19 protein-coding genes are annotated in these 18951 nt (G+C 31.8%); 10 read left to right on the top strand and 9 right to left on the bottom strand.

Annotated features, from left to right (window positions below; translation table 11 throughout):
* The first annotated feature begins 123 nt into the window (after positions 1-123).
* Both CLV91_RS16340 and CLV91_RS16335 read left to right on the top strand, forming a co-directional pair.
* Complete coding sequence (locus CLV91_RS16340; RefSeq protein WP_121069304.1) at positions 124-1416, top strand: NAD(P)/FAD-dependent oxidoreductase; 1293 nt, start codon at positions 124-126, stop codon at positions 1414-1416.
* Between the two features lie 91 nt (positions 1417-1507).
* On the top strand, positions 1508-1981 hold the full coding sequence (locus CLV91_RS16335) for a hypothetical protein (RefSeq protein ID WP_121069303.1): 474 nt from the start codon (positions 1508-1510) through the stop codon (positions 1979-1981).
* Here the strand turns inward: CLV91_RS16335 and xerD are convergent.
* Complete coding sequence (gene xerD / locus CLV91_RS16330) at positions 1978-2874, bottom strand: site-specific tyrosine recombinase XerD (RefSeq protein ID WP_121069302.1); 897 nt, start codon at positions 2872-2874, stop codon at positions 1978-1980. The genes CLV91_RS16335 and xerD overlap by 4 nt on opposite strands.
* A gap of 179 nt (positions 2875-3053) precedes the next feature.
* On the opposite strand from xerD, the gene CLV91_RS16325 reads away from it, so the two are divergent.
* The 4 genes from CLV91_RS16325 to CLV91_RS16310 all read left to right on the top strand — a co-directional run bounded on the left by CLV91_RS16325 (position 3054) and on the right by CLV91_RS16310 (position 5557).
* Positions 3054-3650: a porin family protein gene (locus tag CLV91_RS16325; protein WP_121069301.1), complete on the top strand. Its 597-nt coding sequence runs from the start codon at positions 3054-3056 to the stop codon at positions 3648-3650.
* A gap of 175 nt (positions 3651-3825) precedes the next feature.
* Positions 3826-4350 carry a hypothetical protein gene (locus CLV91_RS16320; RefSeq protein ID WP_121069300.1) on the top strand — a complete coding sequence of 175 codons (525 nt, stop codon included), beginning with the start codon at positions 3826-3828 and terminating at the stop codon, positions 4348-4350.
* 70 nt (positions 4351-4420) lie between these two features.
* Complete coding sequence (gene aroQ / locus CLV91_RS16315; protein WP_121069299.1) at positions 4421-4834, top strand: type II 3-dehydroquinate dehydratase; 414 nt, start codon at positions 4421-4423, stop codon at positions 4832-4834.
* Positions 4835-5557: a Dph6-related ATP pyrophosphatase gene (locus tag CLV91_RS16310; RefSeq protein WP_121069298.1), complete on the top strand. Its 723-nt coding sequence runs from the start codon at positions 4835-4837 to the stop codon at positions 5555-5557.
* A gap of 4 nt (positions 5558-5561) precedes the next feature.
* Here the strand turns inward: CLV91_RS16310 and CLV91_RS16305 are convergent, their stop codons facing one another.
* The 4 genes from CLV91_RS16305 to CLV91_RS16290 all read right to left on the bottom strand — a co-directional run bounded on the left by CLV91_RS16305 (position 5562) and on the right by CLV91_RS16290 (position 8580).
* Positions 5562-5840 carry a DUF3817 domain-containing protein gene (locus CLV91_RS16305; RefSeq protein WP_121069297.1) on the bottom strand — a complete coding sequence of 93 codons (279 nt, stop codon included), beginning with the start codon at positions 5838-5840 and terminating at the stop codon, positions 5562-5564.
* 63 nt (positions 5841-5903) lie between these two features.
* Positions 5904-7295 (bottom strand): dihydrolipoyl dehydrogenase, encoded by a 1392-nt coding sequence (lpdA, locus tag CLV91_RS16300; protein ID WP_121069296.1) that lies wholly within the window; start codon positions 7293-7295, stop codon positions 5904-5906.
* 180 nt (positions 7296-7475) lie between these two features.
* Positions 7476-7952 (bottom strand): peptide-methionine (R)-S-oxide reductase MsrB, encoded by a 477-nt coding sequence (gene msrB, locus CLV91_RS16295; protein WP_121069295.1) that lies wholly within the window; start codon positions 7950-7952, stop codon positions 7476-7478.
* Between the two features lie 73 nt (positions 7953-8025).
* On the bottom strand, positions 8026-8580 hold the full coding sequence (locus tag CLV91_RS16290) for a hypothetical protein (protein WP_121069294.1): 555 nt from the start codon (positions 8578-8580) through the stop codon (positions 8026-8028).
* A gap of 189 nt (positions 8581-8769) precedes the next feature.
* Here CLV91_RS16290 and glgB point away from each other — a divergent pair, with 189 nt between their 5' ends.
* From glgB to CLV91_RS16270, 4 genes are all read left to right on the top strand, one after another.
* Positions 8770-10665 (top strand): 1,4-alpha-glucan branching protein GlgB, encoded by a 1896-nt coding sequence (glgB, locus tag CLV91_RS16285; RefSeq protein WP_121069293.1) that lies wholly within the window; start codon positions 8770-8772, stop codon positions 10663-10665.
* Between the two features lie 99 nt (positions 10666-10764).
* On the top strand, positions 10765-13164 hold the full coding sequence (locus CLV91_RS16280; protein ID WP_121069292.1) for a glycoside hydrolase family 31 protein: 2400 nt from the start codon (positions 10765-10767) through the stop codon (positions 13162-13164).
* Positions 13165-13202: 38 nt separating this feature from the next.
* Entirely contained in the window at positions 13203-14012 is an 810-nt protein-coding gene (locus CLV91_RS16275) for a M48 family metallopeptidase (protein WP_121069291.1), read from the top strand.
* Between the two features lie 70 nt (positions 14013-14082).
* Positions 14083-15471 carry an MFS transporter gene (locus tag CLV91_RS16270; protein WP_121069372.1) on the top strand — a complete coding sequence of 463 codons (1389 nt, stop codon included), beginning with the start codon at positions 14083-14085 and terminating at the stop codon, positions 15469-15471.
* Between the two features lie 49 nt (positions 15472-15520).
* Here the strand turns inward: CLV91_RS16270 and CLV91_RS16265 are convergent, their stop codons facing one another.
* Genes CLV91_RS16265 through CLV91_RS16250 form a run of 4 tightly spaced genes read right to left on the bottom strand, consistent with a single transcriptional unit; the run spans position 15521 to position 18463 of the window.
* Entirely contained in the window at positions 15521-16246 is a 726-nt protein-coding gene (locus tag CLV91_RS16265) for a head GIN domain-containing protein (protein WP_121069290.1), read from the bottom strand.
* Between the two features lie 27 nt (positions 16247-16273).
* Entirely contained in the window at positions 16274-17368 is a 1095-nt protein-coding gene (locus CLV91_RS16260; protein ID WP_121069371.1) for a hypothetical protein, read from the bottom strand.
* Positions 17349-17909 carry a hypothetical protein gene (locus CLV91_RS16255; protein WP_121069289.1) on the bottom strand — a complete coding sequence of 187 codons (561 nt, stop codon included), beginning with the start codon at positions 17907-17909 and terminating at the stop codon, positions 17349-17351. Before CLV91_RS16255 ends, CLV91_RS16260 begins: the two co-directional genes overlap by 20 nt.
* A complete protein-coding gene (locus CLV91_RS16250) occupies positions 17909-18463 on the bottom strand; it encodes an RNA polymerase sigma factor (RefSeq protein WP_121069288.1) in 555 nt (184 codons plus the stop codon). The genes CLV91_RS16255 and CLV91_RS16250 overlap by 1 nt, the downstream gene beginning before the upstream one ends.
* Between the last annotated feature and the right edge of the window lie 488 nt (positions 18464-18951).

Raw genomic sequence — 18951 nt, 5'->3', positions numbered from 1 at the left:
GGCTTGCCACGAGGTAATTTACTCTAAGGGAATTTTATAAGTATTCATAAATGATGTAAAACGTCAGGTGCCTAATTAGTTTGCTAAAGTGTTAATGTTTAATTTTGTTGTATATTTTTATCTATGAATATTCCTAAGTTAAGTTGTCCTAGAATAGTAATAATAGGTGGTGGTTTTGGCGGATTATCACTAGCGCAAAAATTAAGTAAAAAAGATGTCCAGGTAGTTCTTATAGATAAGAATAACTACCACACTTTTCAGCCTTTACTATACCAAGTATCTACTGGTGGGTTAGAGCCAGATTCTATTGCTTATCCTATACGTAAAGTTTTAAAAGACTATTCTAATTTTTATTTTAGATTGGCAGATGTACAAGAAATTTTACCCGAAGAAAAATCTATTCTAACCACCATAGGAGATTTAAATTATGATTATTTAGTTATTGCAACTGGCTCTGAGACTAATTTTTTTGGTAATAAAGAGATAGAGAAAAATGCAATGGCAATGAAAAGCATACCGCAGTCTTTAAATTTAAGGAGTTTAATACTTGAAAATTTTGAGCAAGCTTTGTTAACAGATGAAATGCATGAGAGAGATGCATTAATGAATTTTGTTATTGTTGGCGGCGGACCCACAGGAGTAGAACTTGCTGGCGCGTTAGCCGAGATTAAAAAAGGAGTTTTGCCAAAAGATTACCCTGATTTGGATACCAGAAGAGCGCAAATAAATTTAGTGCAAAGTGGGGATTGTATTTTGCCAGGTATGAGTAAAAAGGCTTCCGAAAAAGCAGAAGAGTTTTTAGAAAAACTAGGGGTTGAAATTTGGACAAATATTAGAGTGACTAGTTATGATGGTAAGGTAGTAACTACAAAAACAGACCTTACTTTTAATAGCGCAACGGTTGTTTGGGCAGCAGGAGTAATGGGGGCTACAATAAAGGGGATAGATGCGGAAGAATTATTAGTTCGCGGGAATAGAATACGCGTAAATGAATTTAACCAAATACCAAACTATCCAGATATATTTGCAATTGGAGATGTTGCTTGTATAGAAAATAAAGATACGCCTAGAGGGCACCCAATGATGGCGCAACCTGCAATACAACAAGGGAAAAACTTAGGGGAAAATTTAGCGCGTTTATTAGACGGTAAAGCGCTAAAACCTTTTGCGTATAAAGATAAAGGTAGCATGGCTACTATAGGAAGAAATAAAGCAGTGGCTGACACTAAAAATTTTAAATTTCAGGGAGTATTTGCGTGGTTTGTTTGGATGTTTGTTCACCTGTTTTTTTTAATAGGGTTTAGAAATAGGGCAATAGTATTTGTAAATTGGGTATATAATTATATTCGTTTTGATCGTGAAGCTCGCTTAATAATTAGGCCGTATAATAGAGATTACAGCCAGTTTAAAGATTAGTTAAACAATACTTAATAGCATGTTAAAGTAGTTAAATGTTTTATTTTTTGTAAGTGGTTCCTTTAAGTTTGAGAATCCATATTCAGCATAAATGAAATATTTTTTATGTTTTTCTTTTTGTATCGTTTCTTTTTTATCTTTTTCGCAGGAAAAGAAACCTCCAGGAAAAGTTAGTTTACATAGTTGGTCATATCCGTCTCTTTCAAATGGAGATACACATTCTTATTTTAATTTGAATTATAAAGTGGACACTCATTTACAGCTAGAGCTTAGAGGGTTTTACGACACTTATTTGTTAGCTAATGTTTCTAAATTTGATATTGTTGCAAAAAAATATGTTACAAGCAAGGGGTTTGTGTTTACAGGGTTAGGTATAGAAATAGAAGAATCTAAAATGGGACAAAAGAGCACTAAACCTATTACTAATTATTCTTATGGAGTTGGGGTAGATGTAAATGAGAATTTGTTTTTAGAGGCAAGGCAACAAATACAAACCAATACTAATGTTCAAGGAATTTATAGTATACCTAAATTATTTACTTTAGGAGGTAAATTTAAGTTTTAGTTTCTTGGATGAAATTTATGCATAACCTCGGCTAAATGGCTACGGTCTACATGCATATAAATTTCTGTAGTAGTAATACTCTCGTGACCCAACATTTGTTGTATAGCTCTTAAATCGGCTCCATTTTCTAGTAAATGCGTAGCAAAAGAGTGTCTAAATGTATGTGGACTTATGTTTTTATGCAACCCAATTTTTTCTGCAAGTTGTTTAACAATAGTAAATATCATTGCCCTGGTTAATTGTCTGCCTCTTCTATTTAAAAATAAAGTGTCTTCAAATCCTTTTTTTATATCTAAATGTGTCCGTATTTCTTTTTTGTAAATAGTAATGTATTTTTTATTTATGTCGCTAATTGGTACAAAACGTTGCTTGTTTCCTTTGCCAGTAACTTTAATAAAATCTTCATCAAAATATAAATCAGAAATTTTTAAATCTACCAATTCTGTAACACGTAAGCCGCAACCGTATAGTGTTTCAATAATGGCACGGTTTCTTTCCCCTTCGGGTTTACTTAAGTCTATAGCGCTAATTAAATTGTTTATTTCTTCTTCAGATAATGTGTCTGGTAATTTTCTTCCAATTTTTGGAGACTCTATTAAATCCATAGGATTGTCATCTCTATAATCCTCGAACACTAAATAATTAAAAAAACTTTTTAGGCCAGATATTATTCTTGCTTGTGATCTAGGATTTACCACTTTGGCTACTTCATAAATAAATTGCTGTATGGTTTCTTTACTTATGGTTAATGGCGGTGCTTTTAACTTGTAGGAGGCAAGAAAAAGAGTTAGTTTTTCTACATCTAAAATGTAATTTTTAATAGAATTGGTAGATAACCCTCTTTCTAGCTTAAGATAATGTTCAAAATCTTGTAAGGCCTGTTTCCAATTCATAAAAGTAAAGATAGTAATCCGCTTTTTTATTTTGCTATTTAATGAGCTTGATCTACTATTTTTTTATAGTGTTAAGAACGCCACATTTATTTGGAATAAAGTAATACATTTTTTAAAGTACTTTTTTATTCAAATGCGTATAATTATGTACATTTGATGCTCATTAAAACACTAATTTTATGAAAAAAAGTATTTATGTAGTAATAGCATTTTTAAGTTTAGGACTTATGCAAATGAATGCTCAGGTAATTCAGGGAACAACGTCATCTTCTTCTAGTGATATTAGATTTGGAGCTAAAGCTGGTTTAAATATGGCAACACTTGGGGGTAGTACTAGATTAGGTACTTCTTATTCTTATTCCATGAAGCCAGGTTTTCACTTAGGGGGAGTTTTAGAAATTCCTTTTAATGATATAATTACAATACAGCCTGAAGCTTTAGTGTCTTTACAAGGTAGTGGAGGATATGCTATTAATGAAAATGTAAACCTTTGGTATTTAACAGTACCGGTAATGGGAAAATATAATGTATGGGATGATCTTTATATAGAAGCAGGACCATATTTAGGTGTTATGTTCGGAGATAATATTGAAGAGCAAAATATATCTGGTTTAGAAACAAATACCTTGGACTTAGGAATTGGACTAGGGGCTGGTTATCAATTAGATGATAATTTTTATTTTCAATTACGTTTTAATGCAGGTTTTATCAATGCAATAGAAGATGAAAATTCTAAAAATAGAGTAATACAAGTATCAGCTGTGTACTTTTTGTAAATAAAAACAATAAATTATTAATTAAGCAGGAGTTTTTCTCCTGCTTTTTTTGTGCTTAAAAAAATTATAAACTACTTAGTTTGTAGTTCTACCACTATATTTTTAACACTCACAACAAAAATGAGGTAATAGGGTATGTTGCAATTATATTTACAGCTCTATAAATAAACCAATCATGAAAAAAAATGTATTTATCTTATTATTCACTTTTGTTACAATAACATTAAGTGCACAACGAAATGTAGACCGAACAAATTTTAGAGCTGGTCTAAATGGTGGAATGGTAATAGGTGACTTTTCTGAAGATTATACTTTTGGATTAGGGGTAGATATGTACCATCATTGGGGTGTATCTAAAGCATTAGATATTGGAATTACAACAGGTTTTTTTAATGCCTTTGGGGAAGAAGAAGTACCTAGCGGAAGTGTATCTACAGAATCTGGATTTGATAATCTTCAATATATACCAGTTGGAGCTTCCTTAAGAATATATCCTGGAAAAAATGTTGGCTTTAAATTTGGAAGTGATATTGGTTATGCAGTAGGTATTGATAAAGGAAATGAAGGAGCACTTTATTTTAGACCTTCTTTGGGTATGGACTTAAGAGATGGTACTAATGAGGTTAATATTTCTTATTTTGTTGTTAACGGAGATGTTCAATTTTCTTCTGTAGTTTTAGCTTATATGTTTCTTTTTTAATTTTCAATATAAACTAATAAAGGAGTGTTTTTACTTCATTTAAAGACATAATTATTAGTATTTTTGGACTATGAAAATTTTAATACTTAATGGTCCTAATTTAAATTTATTAGGAAAGCGTGAACCTGAGGTTTATGGTAAACAGACTTTTGAAGAATATTTTAAAGTCTTGCAAGCTAAATTTACTAATGTTCAATTAGAGTATTACCAATCTAATATAGAAGGAGAGCTCATAGGAAAAATACAAGAAGTAGGTTTTTCTTATGACGGTATAGTTTTAAATGCAGCAGCTTATACGCATACTTCTGTAGGTATAGGCGATTCTGTTAAGGCTGTAGAAACTCCAGTAGTAGAAGTTCATATATCTAACACACATAAAAGAGAAGATTTTAGGCATGTTTCCTATATATCTTCCGGAGCAAAAGGAGTAATTCTAGGGTTTGGACTTCAGAGTTATGATTTAGCAATCCAGAGTTTCTTATAATTGAAGAAAGCCTATTTTAATTGGAGTAGTGGTAAAGATGCTATGCTTGCTTTGGATAAAGTATTGGCAAGTAAGGAATACAAAATATCCAAGCTTGTAACCACCGTAAATACAGACTTTAATAGGGTTTCTATGCATGGTCTTTCTGTAAACTTGCTAGAACAACAAGCACAGGCTTTAGGTATTCCCTTAGAAAAAATAGAATTAGCTGGTAATGTTAGTATGAAAAGCTATAATAACGCCATGAAAAAAGTTATGAAGAACCTAACTAGTCAAGGTTTTAAATATGCTTTTTTTGGAGATATTTTTTTAGAAGATTTACGTGCATATAGAGAAGAAAAATTAGCAGAGGTAGGAGTAGAGGCGATATTTCCATTGTGGAAAAAAGACACAAAAAAACTATTACACGAGTTTCTAAAAAAAGGGTATAAAGCAATTACGGTTTGCGTTAATGCAAAATTATTAGATGTTTCTTTTTGTGGTAGAGTTATAGATAAAAGTTTTATTGAAGATTTACCTGAAGGTGTAGATGTTTGTGGCGAAAATGGGGAGTTTCATACTTTTGTGTATGATGGTCCTATTTTTAAAAATCCTATAGAATTTACAATAGGAGAAAAAGTTCTTAAAAATTATACCTCTTCAAAGAATGATGATGATTGTTTTGTAGAAGACCCTTCTTGGGATACATCTTTCTGGTACTGCGATTTAATTGTTAAGCAATAGTTTCTTATGCATTTTTTAAATACTTCTTGTCTACATAAAAAGTAGCAAAAGGCAGTAAAGAAGCTATTAATAAAATTAGTAATCGTTTTATGCTCCATTTTTTTTCAAACCAAAATAGTATAGCTAAAATTACATAAGCTATAAAAAGAAAGCCATGGGCATACCCTACAAGTTTATTTGGTTCAGGAATATTTGCTAAATATTTTAAAGGCATAGTTAAGCCAAATAAAAGTAAATAAGAAACACCTTCTAAAATTGCTGTAAGTCTAAATATTTTTAGCATAGGTATGGTATAAAAAAGCAGCAATAGCCATAAGGGTATTGCTGCTTTAAATTTATTATAATTTTATAAATGTATTACTTCATCGTAAGCATCTGCTACAGCTTCCATAACAGCTTCGCTCATAGTTGGGTGTGGGTGTACCGCTTTTAAGATTTCATGACCAGTAGTTTCTAATTTACGAGCAACAACTGCTTCTGCAATCATATCGGTAACTCCTGCTCCAATCATATGGCAACCTAACCATTCGCCATATTTAGCGTCAAAAATAACTTTTACAAAACCATCTGGAGTTCCAGAAGCTTTTGCTTTACCACTAGCAGAAAAAGGGAATTTACCAACTTTAATATCTAACCCTTGTTCTTTAGCAGCTTTTTCTGTTAAACCTACAGATGCAATTTCAGGAGAACAATACGTGCAACCTGGAATATTATCATAGTCTAAAGCTTCAATATGCATTCCTGCAATTTTTTCTACACAAAGAATACCTTCAGCAGAAGCAACATGAGCTAAAGCTTGTCCTGGAGTAACATCGCCAATTGCAAAGTAACCAGGTATGTTTGTTTGGTAAAAATCGTTTACTAAAATCTTATCTCTATCAGTAGCTATGCCAACTTCCTCTAATCCTATGTTTTCTATGTTAGTTTTAATACCAACAGCAGAAAGTACTATATCTGCTTCTAAAATTTGTTCTCCTTTAGCAGTTTTTATGGTGGCTTTAACTCCTTTTCCAGAAGTATCTACAGAGGTAACTTCGGCAGATGTCATTACTTTAATACCAGTCTTTTTAAGACTACGTCCTAATTGTTTAGAAATATCTTCATCCTCTACAGGAACAATATTAGGAAGGTATTCTACAACAGTAACTTTTGTTCCCATTGCATTATAAAAATATGCAAACTCAACCCCTATAGCGCCACTACCAACAACAATCATTTCTTTAGGTTGTTTGTCTAGGCTTAGTGCTTGTCTGTATCCAATTATTTTTTTTCCGTCTTGTGGTAAACTAGGAAGCTCTCTACTACGAGCACCAGTAGCTATAATAATGTTTTGTGCAGCATATTCTGTAACAGAACCATCTTCTCCGGTAACATCAATTTTTTTACCAGGTTTTAGTTTCCCAAAACCATTTATTACTTCAATTTTGTTCTTTTTCATTAAGAATTGAACCCCTTTGCTCATAGCATCTGCTACATTTCTACTTCGTTTTACAACAGCATCAAAATCTTTGTCAATGTTATCAGCTTTAAGACCGTAATCTTCAGCATGTTTAAGGTACTCAAATACTTGCGCAGATTTAATTAAAGCTTTAGTAGGTATGCATCCCCAGTTTAAACAAATGCCACCAAGTTCATCCTTTTCTATAATGGCTGTTTTTAAGCCTAATTGAGCGGCTCTAATTGCAGCTACATAACCTCCAGGTCCACTTCCTAAAACAATAACATCAAAAGTGCTCATATATCTATTTTTTTATATAAAATTTGAATAGCAAAAGTACGAAACCAAACTGAAAAGATATAATTCAAAATTAAATTAATATGTGTTGCATAGCACAAAGAACTGCTAAACCCAAAAAAGTGCATAATTAAACTTTGCTATAAGCTTAATTATGCACTTTTTATTTTTAGTAAAAGAGTGTTATTTTTCTACAAATTTTAGTGCTGCACCATTTATACAATGTCTTTTTCCGGTAGTATTTTTTGGTCCATCATTAAAAACATGTCCTAAATGTCCGCCACAGGTAGCACAATGCTCCTCTGTTCTTTCATATCCAATTTTATAATCTACATCAAAAGCTACATTTCCATTTATTTCGGTATCAAAACTAGGCCATCCTGTTCCAGAATTAAATTTATGTTCACTTTTAAATAATGGAGTACTACAAGCAGCACAGGCATAAATACCTTCTTTTTTGTTGTCTAGAAGTTTACTTGTACCGGCAGGTTCTGTTCCTGCTTGTCTAAGAATATAATATTGCATATCTGTAAGTTCTTTTCTCCATTCTGCATCCGTTTTAGAAACTTTAAAAGTCTCTTTCTTGTCATCCTTGTTTTGAGAAATTCCTTTGCAACTAGTAGCAACAAATAATAATATAGCTATAATTTTTATATACATATTTTCTTTTCTATTAATAGACGTGGATAAATTACAAACCTTTCAGATAAAAAAAGGCTAGTCTAAAATGAATTTATTTTAATTCAAATTTTTCAATTTCATTTTCATTTATTCCAATATTTTGTAAAAGCGAAGAAAGATTTGTTTTGTCTAGATTGCTGCTGTTTAGAATCTTAGCAGGTACAATGACTATTCTAAACCATTGATTTTCTGTTAAATCTATACTTGAAAGGGTTGCATCAAATTCTGGCTCTAAGTAAATGCTATAGTCACCTGCTGTAAAATCAAAATTATAAAAAGAGGTGCCATTTTCAGTAATAATGGGTTGTGGTAATTGTCTCCAAATATCTACCCCGTTATCTACTTCTTCTAACCTATATATAAGAACAACATCACTTTCTAAAACAGTTATTCCATTACTATAATTAGAAGCTAAGTACTCATAGGTATTTGCATCTGAATTTAATGTCATGTCTACATTAATTTCAAAAGCTTCTGCTTCAAAAATAGAACCATCAATCCCATCTTCACCATCAAATCCATCAAAACCAGGAGGTCCTTGTGGACCTTCACAAGCAATAGTAAATAAACTTAAAATAACAACAATATAGGCACCTATTTTTTTCATAATAATTTTTTTTAATGAGTAATCTAATTTCTTTTGTTTAAATTGTTAAAAAAAATATATCAAAAAGCGTTCCAACTTAAAAAAACGTAATTGTTTAACATAAAGATAAAATCTTGTGTTTAACATTCATTTTAAATACTGCGTTATTTGTTTAAAGTTGCTTAGATTTACAATAAATACTACATAATTATGCCAAATGTTATTGCACATAGCTTATTTTCAGATTTTGATATTAATTTATTTAAATCTGGAAAACACTATAGATTGTATGAAAAATTAGGGTCTCATGTTATTGAGGTAAATGGAGTAAAGGGTACTTATTTTGCAGTTTGGGCACCTACAGCAAGAACAGTGTCTGTAGTGGGTAATTTTAATGATTGGAGTGATGGAGTACATGAATTAAATGTACGTTGGGATCAAAGTGGTATTTGGGAAGGTTTTTTACCTAATGTAGGTCATGGAGAAATATATAAGTACAAAATATATTCTAATAATCATGGGGCTGTTACAGAAAAAGCAGACCCTTTTGCTCGTTACTGTGAACACCCGCCAAGAACAGCGTCTGTAGTCTGGGATAAGGAATATACCTGGGAAGATAAAAAATGGATGGGGTATAGAAAAGAAAAAAATGGTTTAGATAAACCTTATTCTGTATATGAAGTACATTTAGGTTCTTGGAAAAAGAAATCTGAAAATGAATTTTTATCCTATGCAGAATTGGCAGATGATTTAGTTTCTTATGTAAAAGAAATGGGATTTACGCATGTAGAGTTTATGCCTATAATGGAATATCCATATGATCCTTCTTGGGGGTATCAGCTTACAGGTTATTTTGCACCAACATCTAGATTTGGAGAACCAGAAGGTTTTAAACTATTAATAGATAAATTTCATCAAAACGATATAGGGGTAATTCTAGATTGGGTACCCTCACATTTCCCTGAAGATGCACATGGTTTAGGATTTTTTGATGGCTCTCATTTATACGAACATCCAGATAGAAGAAAAGGGTATCATCCAGATTGGAAAAGCTTAATTTTTAATTATGGTAGAAATGAAGTTCGAGCATTTTTAATTAGTAATGCTCTTTTTTGGTTAGATCAATTTCATGCAGATGCTCTAAGGGTAGATGCTGTAGCTTCTATGATATATTTAGATTATTCTAGAGAAGATGGGGAATGGGAACCAAATATGTATGGTAATAATGAGAATTTAGAAGCATTATCTTTTATAAGAGAATTAAACCAAACTGTTTATGAAAACTTTGAAGGTGTACAAACAATAGCGGAAGAATCTACAGCATTTACAGGTGTTTCTAAGCCTGTTAATTATGGAGGTTTGGGTTTTGGAATGAAATGGATGATGGGTTGGATGCACGATACGCTTGAGTATTTTAAAAAAGAACCTGTTTATAGAAAACACCATCAGAATGATTTGTCTTTTAGCATGACTTATGCTTTTACAGAAAATTTTATGTTACCATTTTCTCATGATGAGGTTGTTTATGGTAAACAGTCCTTACTATATCGTATGCCAGGAGATGAGTGGCAACGTTTTGCAAACCTAAGATTACTATTTGGGTATATGTATACGCACCCTGGAGCAAATTTAATATTTATGGGAGGAGAATTTGGGCAATCTTCTGAATGGAATTTCCAGCAAAGTTTAGACTGGCATTTATTACAATATGATGTGCATTCTGGTGTGCAAAGTTTTGTGAAAGATTTAAATAAACTCTATAAAGAATATCCTGCTTTATATGAAAAACAATTTAGTCCAGATGGTTTTCAATGGATAGATTATGGAGATCACGAAAATTCTGTTTTAACATACATAAGAAGAGGGCATGATACAAAGAATGATATTTTTATTGCATGTAATTTTACCCCTGTTGTTAGAGAAAATTACAGAATTGGAATTCCAAAGAAAAATAAGATAAAAGAAATTTTTAATAGTGACGCAAAAAAGTATGGCGGTAGCGGCATTAGCAATAGTGCGGTAAAAGTTCAAAAAAAGAAATGGCATGCTTATGAGCAATCCATAGAAATAACCATTCCTCCTTTAGGAATTGTTATTTTTCAATAAAAAAAATGAGGATATCATTATACTAAAAAAAAGGTCATAATAAGTAGGTCATATTAAACGTTAAAGTCTTTTTTTTGTTAGTATTAAAATAGAATTGCTATGATTACAAACACAGAATTAGAATACAAAGGAAATTTATATCCAAATAAAATTGTATCTCTAAAACAAGATGCAGATAAGGTGTTTTTTACATCTGAAAATGGTGTGGTATTACAAATTACTGTTTTAAGAGATAGTGTGTTAAGATTTAGATACGCAACAGATTATGTTTTTGAGCCAGATTTTTCATATGCAATAAGTGAAGATGCAAATAAGGGGTATAACCGCTTAGAAGTAATAGAGCAAGATACAGAGTATATTATTGAAACTGAGAAATTAAAGATTTTGGTGGATATAAATACTATGAGAACTCAAATTTCTGATTTAGAAGGTAACATAATTAATGAAGATGAACTTGGTTTTCATTGGGAAGAAAATTACCAATACGGTGGTAATACTGTAAAAATGAGTAAAATTACCCAAAGTTCTGAGAGTTTCTATGGTATGGGGGATAAAGCTACCCATTCTAACTTAAAAGGAAAAAGAGTACATAATTGGGTTACAGATCAATACGCTTATGGAAAAGACCAAGATCCATTATACAAAGCAATACCATTTTATATAGGGTTACATAATAATAAGGCTTACGGAATATTTTTTGATAACACATTTAAATCCTATTTTGATTTTTCTCACGAAAGGAGAAATACTACTAGTTTTTGGGCAGATGGAGGAGAAATGAATTATTATTTTTTCTATGGGCCAGATATGCCTAAAGTAGTACGTGGCTATACGGATTTAACTGGGACACCGGAATTACCACCCTTATGGGCTTTAGGGTACCACCAATCTAAATGGAGTTATTATCCAGAAAGCAGAGTTAAAGAAGTAGCTAAAAGTTTTAGAGATTTGCGTATTCCTTGTGATGCTATTTATTTAGATATAGATTATATGGATGGGTTTAGATGTTTTACTTGGGATAAAACAAAATTTCCTGACCCAAAACGTATGGTTGATGAATTATTTGAAGACGGATTTAAAACCGTAACAATGATAGATCCAGGAATTAAGGTGGATCCAGATTATTGGGTATACCAAGAAGCTATGGAGAAGGATTATTTTTGTAAAAGAGCAGATGGTCCTTATATGAATGGTAAGGTATGGCCTGGTAAATGTAATTTTCCAGACTTTACTAATCCTGAAGTAAGAGAATGGTGGGCAGAATTGTATAAAGAAATGATGTCTGAAGTGGGAGTTCATGGAATGTGGAATGATATGAATGAACCTGCTATTATGGAAGTGCCAGGGAAAACTGCACCTTTAGATATGAGACATGATTATGACGGGAATCCATGTAGCCATAGAAAAGCACATAATATTTATGGTATGCAAATGGTTAGAGCTACTTACGAAGGGGTTAAAAAACACGTATATCCAAAACGTCCTTTTGTAATAACTAGAGCAGCTTATTCTGGAACACAAAGGTATTCTTCTACTTGGACAGGTGATAATGTTGCAACATGGGAACACCTATGGATTGCAAATGTGCAAATGCAACGTATGTGTTTAAGTGGTATGTCTTTTGTAGGTTCAGATATAGGTGGTTTTGCAGAACAGCCAAATGGAGAACTTTTTGCTAGATGGATTCAATTGGGAGTATTTCACCCTTTTTGCAGAGTTCATTCTAGTGGAGATCATGGGGATCAGGAACCTTGGTCTTTTGACCCAGAGGTTACAGATATTGTGCGTAAGTTCGTAGAGTTAAGGTATCAATTACTACCTTATTTGTATACCATGTTTTGGAAATATTCTAAAGAGAAAATGCCAATGTTAAAATCTCTGGCATACTTTGATCAAGAAGATTCGCAAACGCATTTTAGAACAGATGAATTTATATTTGGAGAACATATTCTAGTTTGTCCAGTACAAGAGCCAAATGCAAAAGGAAGAAGAATGTATATTCCTAGAGGTAAATGGTTTAACTTTTGGACAGAAGAAGTTGTAGATGGCGGTACAGAAAAATGGGTAACTGCTGATATTGATAAAATACCGCTTTTTATAAAAGAAGGAGCTATGATTCCTAAATACCCAGTACAACAGTATGTTGGGGAAAAGGAAATTAAGGAGTTAGTAATAGATGTGTATTATAAGCTCGGTACGGAGAGTTCTACGGTTTATGAAGATGCGCAAGATGGATATGATTATGCAAAAGGAAGGTACAGTCTTAGAAACTTTAAATTAGTAGGTAAAGAAACGCAATTAAGTATACAGCAATTTAAAAGTGGTACATATATAACATCTTATGAGACTATTAAGTTAAACTTACACGGTTTGCCATTTAAGATAAAGGAAGTATCCATAGACAATGAAAAAGTTTTTCTAAAGGATATAAAACATAATGGAACCAATTCTATTGTAATTAGTAAAGATTTTACTGGGTTGAATATTAAGGGGAAATAATTTTTTTGTATTTTCCCAAATACTAAACACTATATATCATGAAAAAAATAATTTTAATTTTTGTTGTTTTCTTAGGAGTAACAGCATGTAAAACAAATCCTTTTACAGGTAAAAAGGTATTAAACTTTTATCCTAATAGCCAAATATTTCCTACTGCTTTTGCCCAGTATGATAGTTTTTTAGGAGAAAACAAAGTTGTTAAAGGTACTGCAGATGCTAATACCATAACCAAAGTTGGGCAGCGTATTTCTTCTGCTGCAGAACGTTGGCTAACTGCTAACGGATACCCTGGTTATTTAAAAGATTATAAATGGGAGTATAATTTGGTTGATGATGCAACAGTAAATGCATGGTGTATGCCAGGAGGTAAAATAGTTTTTTACACAGGGATTTTACCAATTACGCAATCGGAAAGAGGAATCGCTGTTGTAATGGGGCATGAAGTTGCTCATGCTTTAGCGGATCATGGAGCGCAACGTATGAGTGCAGGTGCTTTACAGCAAGGTGTTGCAGTTGCAGGTAATATTGCAATACAAGATGAGCAAAAAAGGAATATGTTTAATCAAGCTTATGGAATTGGTTCTCAGCTAGGAGTTATGTTACCATTTAGCAGAAGTCATGAAACAGAAGCGGATAGAATAGGATTGCAAATAATGGCAATTGCGGGTTATGATCCAACTGAGGCAGCAGATTTATGGAGGAGAATGAAAGCAAATAGTGGAGGAGAAGCACCACCAGAATTTATGAGTACACACCCATCTAATGACACAAGGATTTCTAATTTAACAGAGTGGGCACCTTTAGCAAAACAAGAAGCTGCTAAGTTTGGAGTAACAACTTTTAGATAGAAAATAATTATTATAATTGTATATTTAAAGACCGTTCTATAAAAGAATGGTCTTTTTTTTTAGGATAGATATGGTAAAAACAATAGCATTAAAAGGAAGTAAGAAATTATTAAATGCATGGGCTTTTTATGACTGGGCTAATTCTGTTTATAGTTTAGTAATTTCTTCTGCAGTATTCCCCATTTTTTATGGGGCTCTGTTTAGAATGCAAGGTATAGAGAAAGTTGTTGTTTTTGGTGGGGAAATTGCAAGAGCACCATTAATTAGCTATACAACATCTGCTGCCTTTGTTTTTATAACAATTATAATTCCTTTGCTTTCTGGAGTAGCAGATTATTTAGGAAACAAAAAAATATTTATGAAATTCTTCTGCTACCTAGGAGGAATATCTTGTATGGGCTTATATTGGTTTTCTTTAGAGAATATATATGTAGGTTTAGCATGTTATTTTTTTGGGTTAGTCGGTTTTTGGGTAAGTTTTGCAATTAATAATTCTTATTTACCAGATGTTGCCTATGAGGAGCAGCAAGATGCTGTTAGTGCAAAAGGCTTCTCTTTAGGGTATATAGGTAGTGTGTTATTGTTACTAGTGAATTTAGCTATGGTAATGCAACCCAGTTTTTTTGGGTTTGACTTAAGTATACCAGAGAGTGTAATGCAAAAAGGTGTAGAATCTGAGATAAACGCAGCAAAAGAATTAGCAAAAAATAATGCTTCAATAGAAGCTATGAAAGTGTCTTTTTTAAGTGTGGGTATTTGGTGGATAATTTTTGCACAATATACTTTTTATCATCTTCCAAAGGGGAATAAAAAAGAAGGTGAAAAGAAGAATATTATCCTTAACGGATTTAAAGAATTAAAATTAGTTTGGCAACAATTAAGAGATGAAGTAAAATTAAAGCGATATTTAATAGCTTTTTTTGTATACAGTATGGCAGTACAAACTGTAATGCTTATTGCTACTTATTTTGGAGAAGAAGAAATTAATTGGGGTACAGATGCAGAGCGAACTACAGGGTTAATTGTTAGCATTCTTGTAATACAAATAGTTGCTATTTTAGGAGCAACATTAACGGCTAGAGCATCCAAAATATTTGGGAACATTAAAACTCTAATTGTGGTAAATGCACTATGGGTTTTAATTTGTATTTATGCGTATTTTGTTATTACTCCTATGGACTTTTATATTGCGGCTGGGTGTGTAGGCATGGTAATGGGGGGTATACAGGCATTATCTAGATCTACCTATTCTAAATTTATTCCAGAAACAACAGATACAGCATCTTTTTTCAGTTTTTATGACGTGGCAGAAAAAATAGGAATTGTTATAGGAACCTTCCTTTATGGTTTTGTTGCTCAATATACTGGTAGTATGCGTAATGCTATAATTTTTTTAGGGATATTCTTTTTAGTAGGAATGTTGTTACTTACTAAAGTTGAGAAAGTAAAAAACCTCTAATGAAGAGGTTTTTGGATTTGATTATAGTTGTTGATTGTGAATAAACTCCTTATTCTTTTGTAATATCTCCTGAGCCAGAAACTTTAGTATCAATTTTTGTTGGATTTCCTTTGTAATTTATATCTCCTGAGCCAGATACCCTAGCTTTAAGTTTTTGTTTTGCGGTTACCTTAATATCAGCAGAACCAGAAATAGTAGCATCTACATTATCAGCAATTAGGTCAAAGGCTTTTATGTCACCGCTACCAGATATTGTTGCGTCAAAATTAGTGGTTGCTCCACTTAAGTTGATATCTCCACTTCCAGACATAGATGCGTTTATATTATTAGAATCTATATCTAGAGTAATGTCGCCAGAGCCAGACATCGCAGTTTCAAAATTTGAAGTTTTAATAGTTTTTTTTCCAACAATATCCCCAGATCCAGAAAGAGCAACGGAACTAATACTTTCTACTGGGACAGTTATTACAATACCGTCATTCCAAGAGGAAGGTTTTAGGTTAACTCCTTTTTCTACTTTAATTACTAATTTGTTATCCTTTACTTTTGTTATGATGTATTCAAGTAAATTTTCTTCTCCTTTTATAGATATTTCACCTTCGGTACCGTCAACTAATTCAACATCAAACCAGCCAGAAACAGATACGGCGTCATAATCTGTAGTAGTTCTATTTATAGTAGTTACATTTCCGTTTCCTTTTATTTTTTTACCCCATTGCGCAATACAAGAGGAGCACATTAAAATAGATAGACTTAAAATTGCGATTTTTTTCATGATTGATTGTTTTGATTGATTGTTTTGTTAGTTGTTTTTATAAAAAGAAACACTTCCGTATTCACTATCTATAGAAACGTGATTTCCTGTGTTGGTACTTCCATAATATCCTTTATAGAATTTTTCGTTAGATTTCTCTGTACTTATGTTAATTTCAAACTCTTCTTTTCCTTTTACTCCTGCATATTCCGTAGAAATGTCAAAGTCAAAATGATATTGAGAGTTGTATCCAATTTTAATTCCTGTATATTCGCTATTAATAGATAAGTTGCCAGCATCCTTTGCCATTTCTTTTATTTGTAAAGCTCCATAATCTGAGCTTAGTACAACATTGCCATGTATAGTGCCAAGTTTTACATTAATATAATCTCCATTGCCTTCTATATTATTAGCTTCTCCAACATCTATTTTACCATAATCACTAGTGTATTGAAGATTTTTCATGTAGGAGATAGTTGCGTTAGTATAGTCTGCTTTTATGGTTAGGTCTCCAGCTTTTTCAATATTAAAGCCAGAATAATCTGCTGTTATAGTTCCACTATTAATATAGCCTATATTTGATTTAGAGGTGTAATCAAAATTTAGAGCATTATTTCTACCTCTTAGTTCCCCAATATCTAAGCTTCCATAATCGCAATATATTTTTGCATGACCATCGACTCTATCTAAAATTATATTTCCATAATCGTTAGATAAGTTTACGCTATTTTTAATAGGCATTTTTATGGTATAGTTAATTTGCATATTAACATTACTGCTATTTCCCCAGTTCCATCCCCAACTACTTTTAGAATTGTTGAAAATTGTTTTAGCGGAAACCATACTAGCACTTCCATTAAAATCTACCGTTATTGATTCTAATTTTTTTGTTACCTTTTCTTCGTTATTTCCATTTGTCTTAATATGTACTTCAATAAGAATGCGATTTTCATTCCAAGAGGTAATATTTAAGTTCCCATAACTGTTGTTAATCTTCAACAAAGCATCAGAGTTTACATTATATTCTTTTATTATTGTCTTTTCTTTGGTGTATTTTCCTTTTAGCTTTCCATTATGAGCCAAAACCAATATTGGAGCAATAAATAAAAGAAGACTTGTGTATTTATATAGTAGAGTTTTCATCATATGTATTTTTTATATTTTTTATTCTTTCAATTTGAGCAAGAACTTCGTTTAGCAAATCTATCCTAGTTTGAAAATTAGTAATCATTGCACTTAGGATTAATTTACTATTCCCTCCGTTTAATAAATCTTGTTCTAATTGATTGTAATTTTTTTCTAATTTTTTTAATTGAAAAAGCGTGTCTTCAATTATTTTTTTTGTTTCAGGTTTATTTTCTTTTTCTAATTCTTTTATTTGTTTGTCTATTAAGCTTACAAAATAGAGTTCTGATTTAGAAATTTCTGGAGAAATCTCGGCAACTTGTTCTTCTTTAGTTAGTCTATTGTTAATGCTACCAATAGCAAGGAAACATAGTAAGGTTATAGATGCAGCTATAGATAAAGGTTTCCACCAAGAAGTATCCTTCTTACTAATAGTTGCTATTGTATTTTTCTTTAGTAATTTTTCTAAAAATCTATTTTCATGCCCTGCTATTGGTTCTTCTATATCAAAGGAGCCATGAAGGTCATTAAAGAGTTTATTAATAGTGTCTTTTTCCATTAGTAAGTGGTTAACATTTTTTGTCTTAAGCTTTCTTTTGCTCTGGATATTGTTGTTCTGCAATTAGCATAGCTTAAATTCATTATATCTCCAATTTCTTCGTAATCATATCCCTCAATTAAATGTAAGGTCAAAGAAATTCTGTAATTATCTTTTAGTTTTTTCATGGTTTCCAATACTTTTTGAGCCTTTAGTTCCGTAAACACATGATCAGAAGAAATTCCATTATTATCTTCAACCTTGTACATTGTATCTTCAAAAGCAACTTCTCTGTTTTTTTGTTGCTTTCTGTAATGATAAATACTGTTGTTAATTACAATACGCTTTAACCAGGCTCCAAAGCTAACTTCGGCTTTAAAAGTATGCAGTTTCGTAAACGCGTTTAAAAACGATTCTTGCATAATGTCTTCAGCTTCGGCACTATCTTTTACAATTCTTAAAGCAGTGTTATACATTGCTTTATAATAGAGATTATAAACTTCTAGTTGTGCGCTTTGCTTTCCTTTTAAGCATAATTGCAATAGGGTATCAATATTTTCTCTTTTTTGGCTCAAAAAGGTTTTGGTTTGTTATAAAGATATCGCAATTTATATTTTGTTACAGTTTATGAAAAAAAGACAAAAAAATAATTAAAAGTATAGCTGTAGATACTAATTTATTTTTTGGAATTTATCTATAGAAAGGGAAGGTGTTCATTATGGAACCTCTATTAATATGTAATTTTTTTAAATGTTTATTAAAGTGCATTTTATCGATAATTTTGGAAAATTATCGATAAAATGCATTACTTCATCGAAGTATCAATCTTTCAAATTACTTTAGCAAAACCTACAAAGGGCCCCAATATTTTTTAATTTTATAATAGTTATTTTTATGGGAAACCTTTACTTCACAAGATTATTATTTTGTTGTTGTTTTTTAACTCTAGGAGTTAAAACACTTACTAGTCAGACCTCTTCTCAGGATGGTGAATGGAGTCCTGTTCTTCCATTTGGGATAGTGCCCGTTGCTGCGGCTAATTTGCCAGATGGCACTCTTATTA

Source organism: Maribacter vaceletii (genome assembly GCF_003634105.1).
Lineage (GTDB): Bacteria > Bacteroidota > Bacteroidia > Flavobacteriales > Flavobacteriaceae > Maribacter_B > Maribacter_B vaceletii.
Note: the sequence above shows the minus strand (reverse complement) of the source record. Positions and strands in the feature narration are given on the sequence as shown.

Coding starts and splice junctions, on each gene's coding strand:
- CLV91_RS16265 (WP_121069290.1), bottom strand. CDS start 16,246: ATGAAAAAAATCGCAATTTTAAGTCTATCTATTTTAATGTGCTCCTCT.
- CLV91_RS16260 (WP_121069371.1), bottom strand. CDS start 17,368: ATGAAAACTCTACTATATAAATACACAAGTCTTCTTTTATTTATTGCT.
- CLV91_RS16275 (WP_121069291.1), top strand. CDS start 13,203: ATGAAAAAAATAATTTTAATTTTTGTTGTTTTCTTAGGAGTAACAGCA.
- CLV91_RS16340 (WP_121069304.1), top strand. CDS start 124: ATGAATATTCCTAAGTTAAGTTGTCCTAGAATAGTAATAATAGGTGGT.
- aroQ (WP_121069299.1), top strand. CDS start 4,421: ATGAAAATTTTAATACTTAATGGTCCTAATTTAAATTTATTAGGAAAG.
- CLV91_RS16335 (WP_121069303.1), top strand. CDS start 1,508: ATGAAATATTTTTTATGTTTTTCTTTTTGTATCGTTTCTTTTTTATCT.
- CLV91_RS16320 (WP_121069300.1), top strand. CDS start 3,826: ATGAAAAAAAATGTATTTATCTTATTATTCACTTTTGTTACAATAACA.
- CLV91_RS16290 (WP_121069294.1), bottom strand. CDS start 8,580: ATGAAAAAAATAGGTGCCTATATTGTTGTTATTTTAAGTTTATTTACT.
- CLV91_RS16280 (WP_121069292.1), top strand. CDS start 10,765: ATGATTACAAACACAGAATTAGAATACAAAGGAAATTTATATCCAAAT.
- lpdA (WP_121069296.1), bottom strand. CDS start 7,295: ATGAGCACTTTTGATGTTATTGTTTTAGGAAGTGGACCTGGAGGTTAT.
- xerD (WP_121069302.1), bottom strand. CDS start 2,874: ATGAATTGGAAACAGGCCTTACAAGATTTTGAACATTATCTTAAGCTA.
- msrB (WP_121069295.1), bottom strand. CDS start 7,952: ATGTATATAAAAATTATAGCTATATTATTATTTGTTGCTACTAGTTGC.
- CLV91_RS16255 (WP_121069289.1), bottom strand. CDS start 17,909: ATGGAAAAAGACACTATTAATAAACTCTTTAATGACCTTCATGGCTCC.
- glgB (WP_121069293.1), top strand. CDS start 8,770: ATGCCAAATGTTATTGCACATAGCTTATTTTCAGATTTTGATATTAAT.
- CLV91_RS16325 (WP_121069301.1), top strand. CDS start 3,054: ATGAAAAAAAGTATTTATGTAGTAATAGCATTTTTAAGTTTAGGACTT.
- CLV91_RS16270 (WP_121069372.1), top strand. CDS start 14,083: ATGGTAAAAACAATAGCATTAAAAGGAAGTAAGAAATTATTAAATGCA.
- CLV91_RS16305 (WP_121069297.1), bottom strand. CDS start 5,840: ATGCTAAAAATATTTAGACTTACAGCAATTTTAGAAGGTGTTTCTTAT.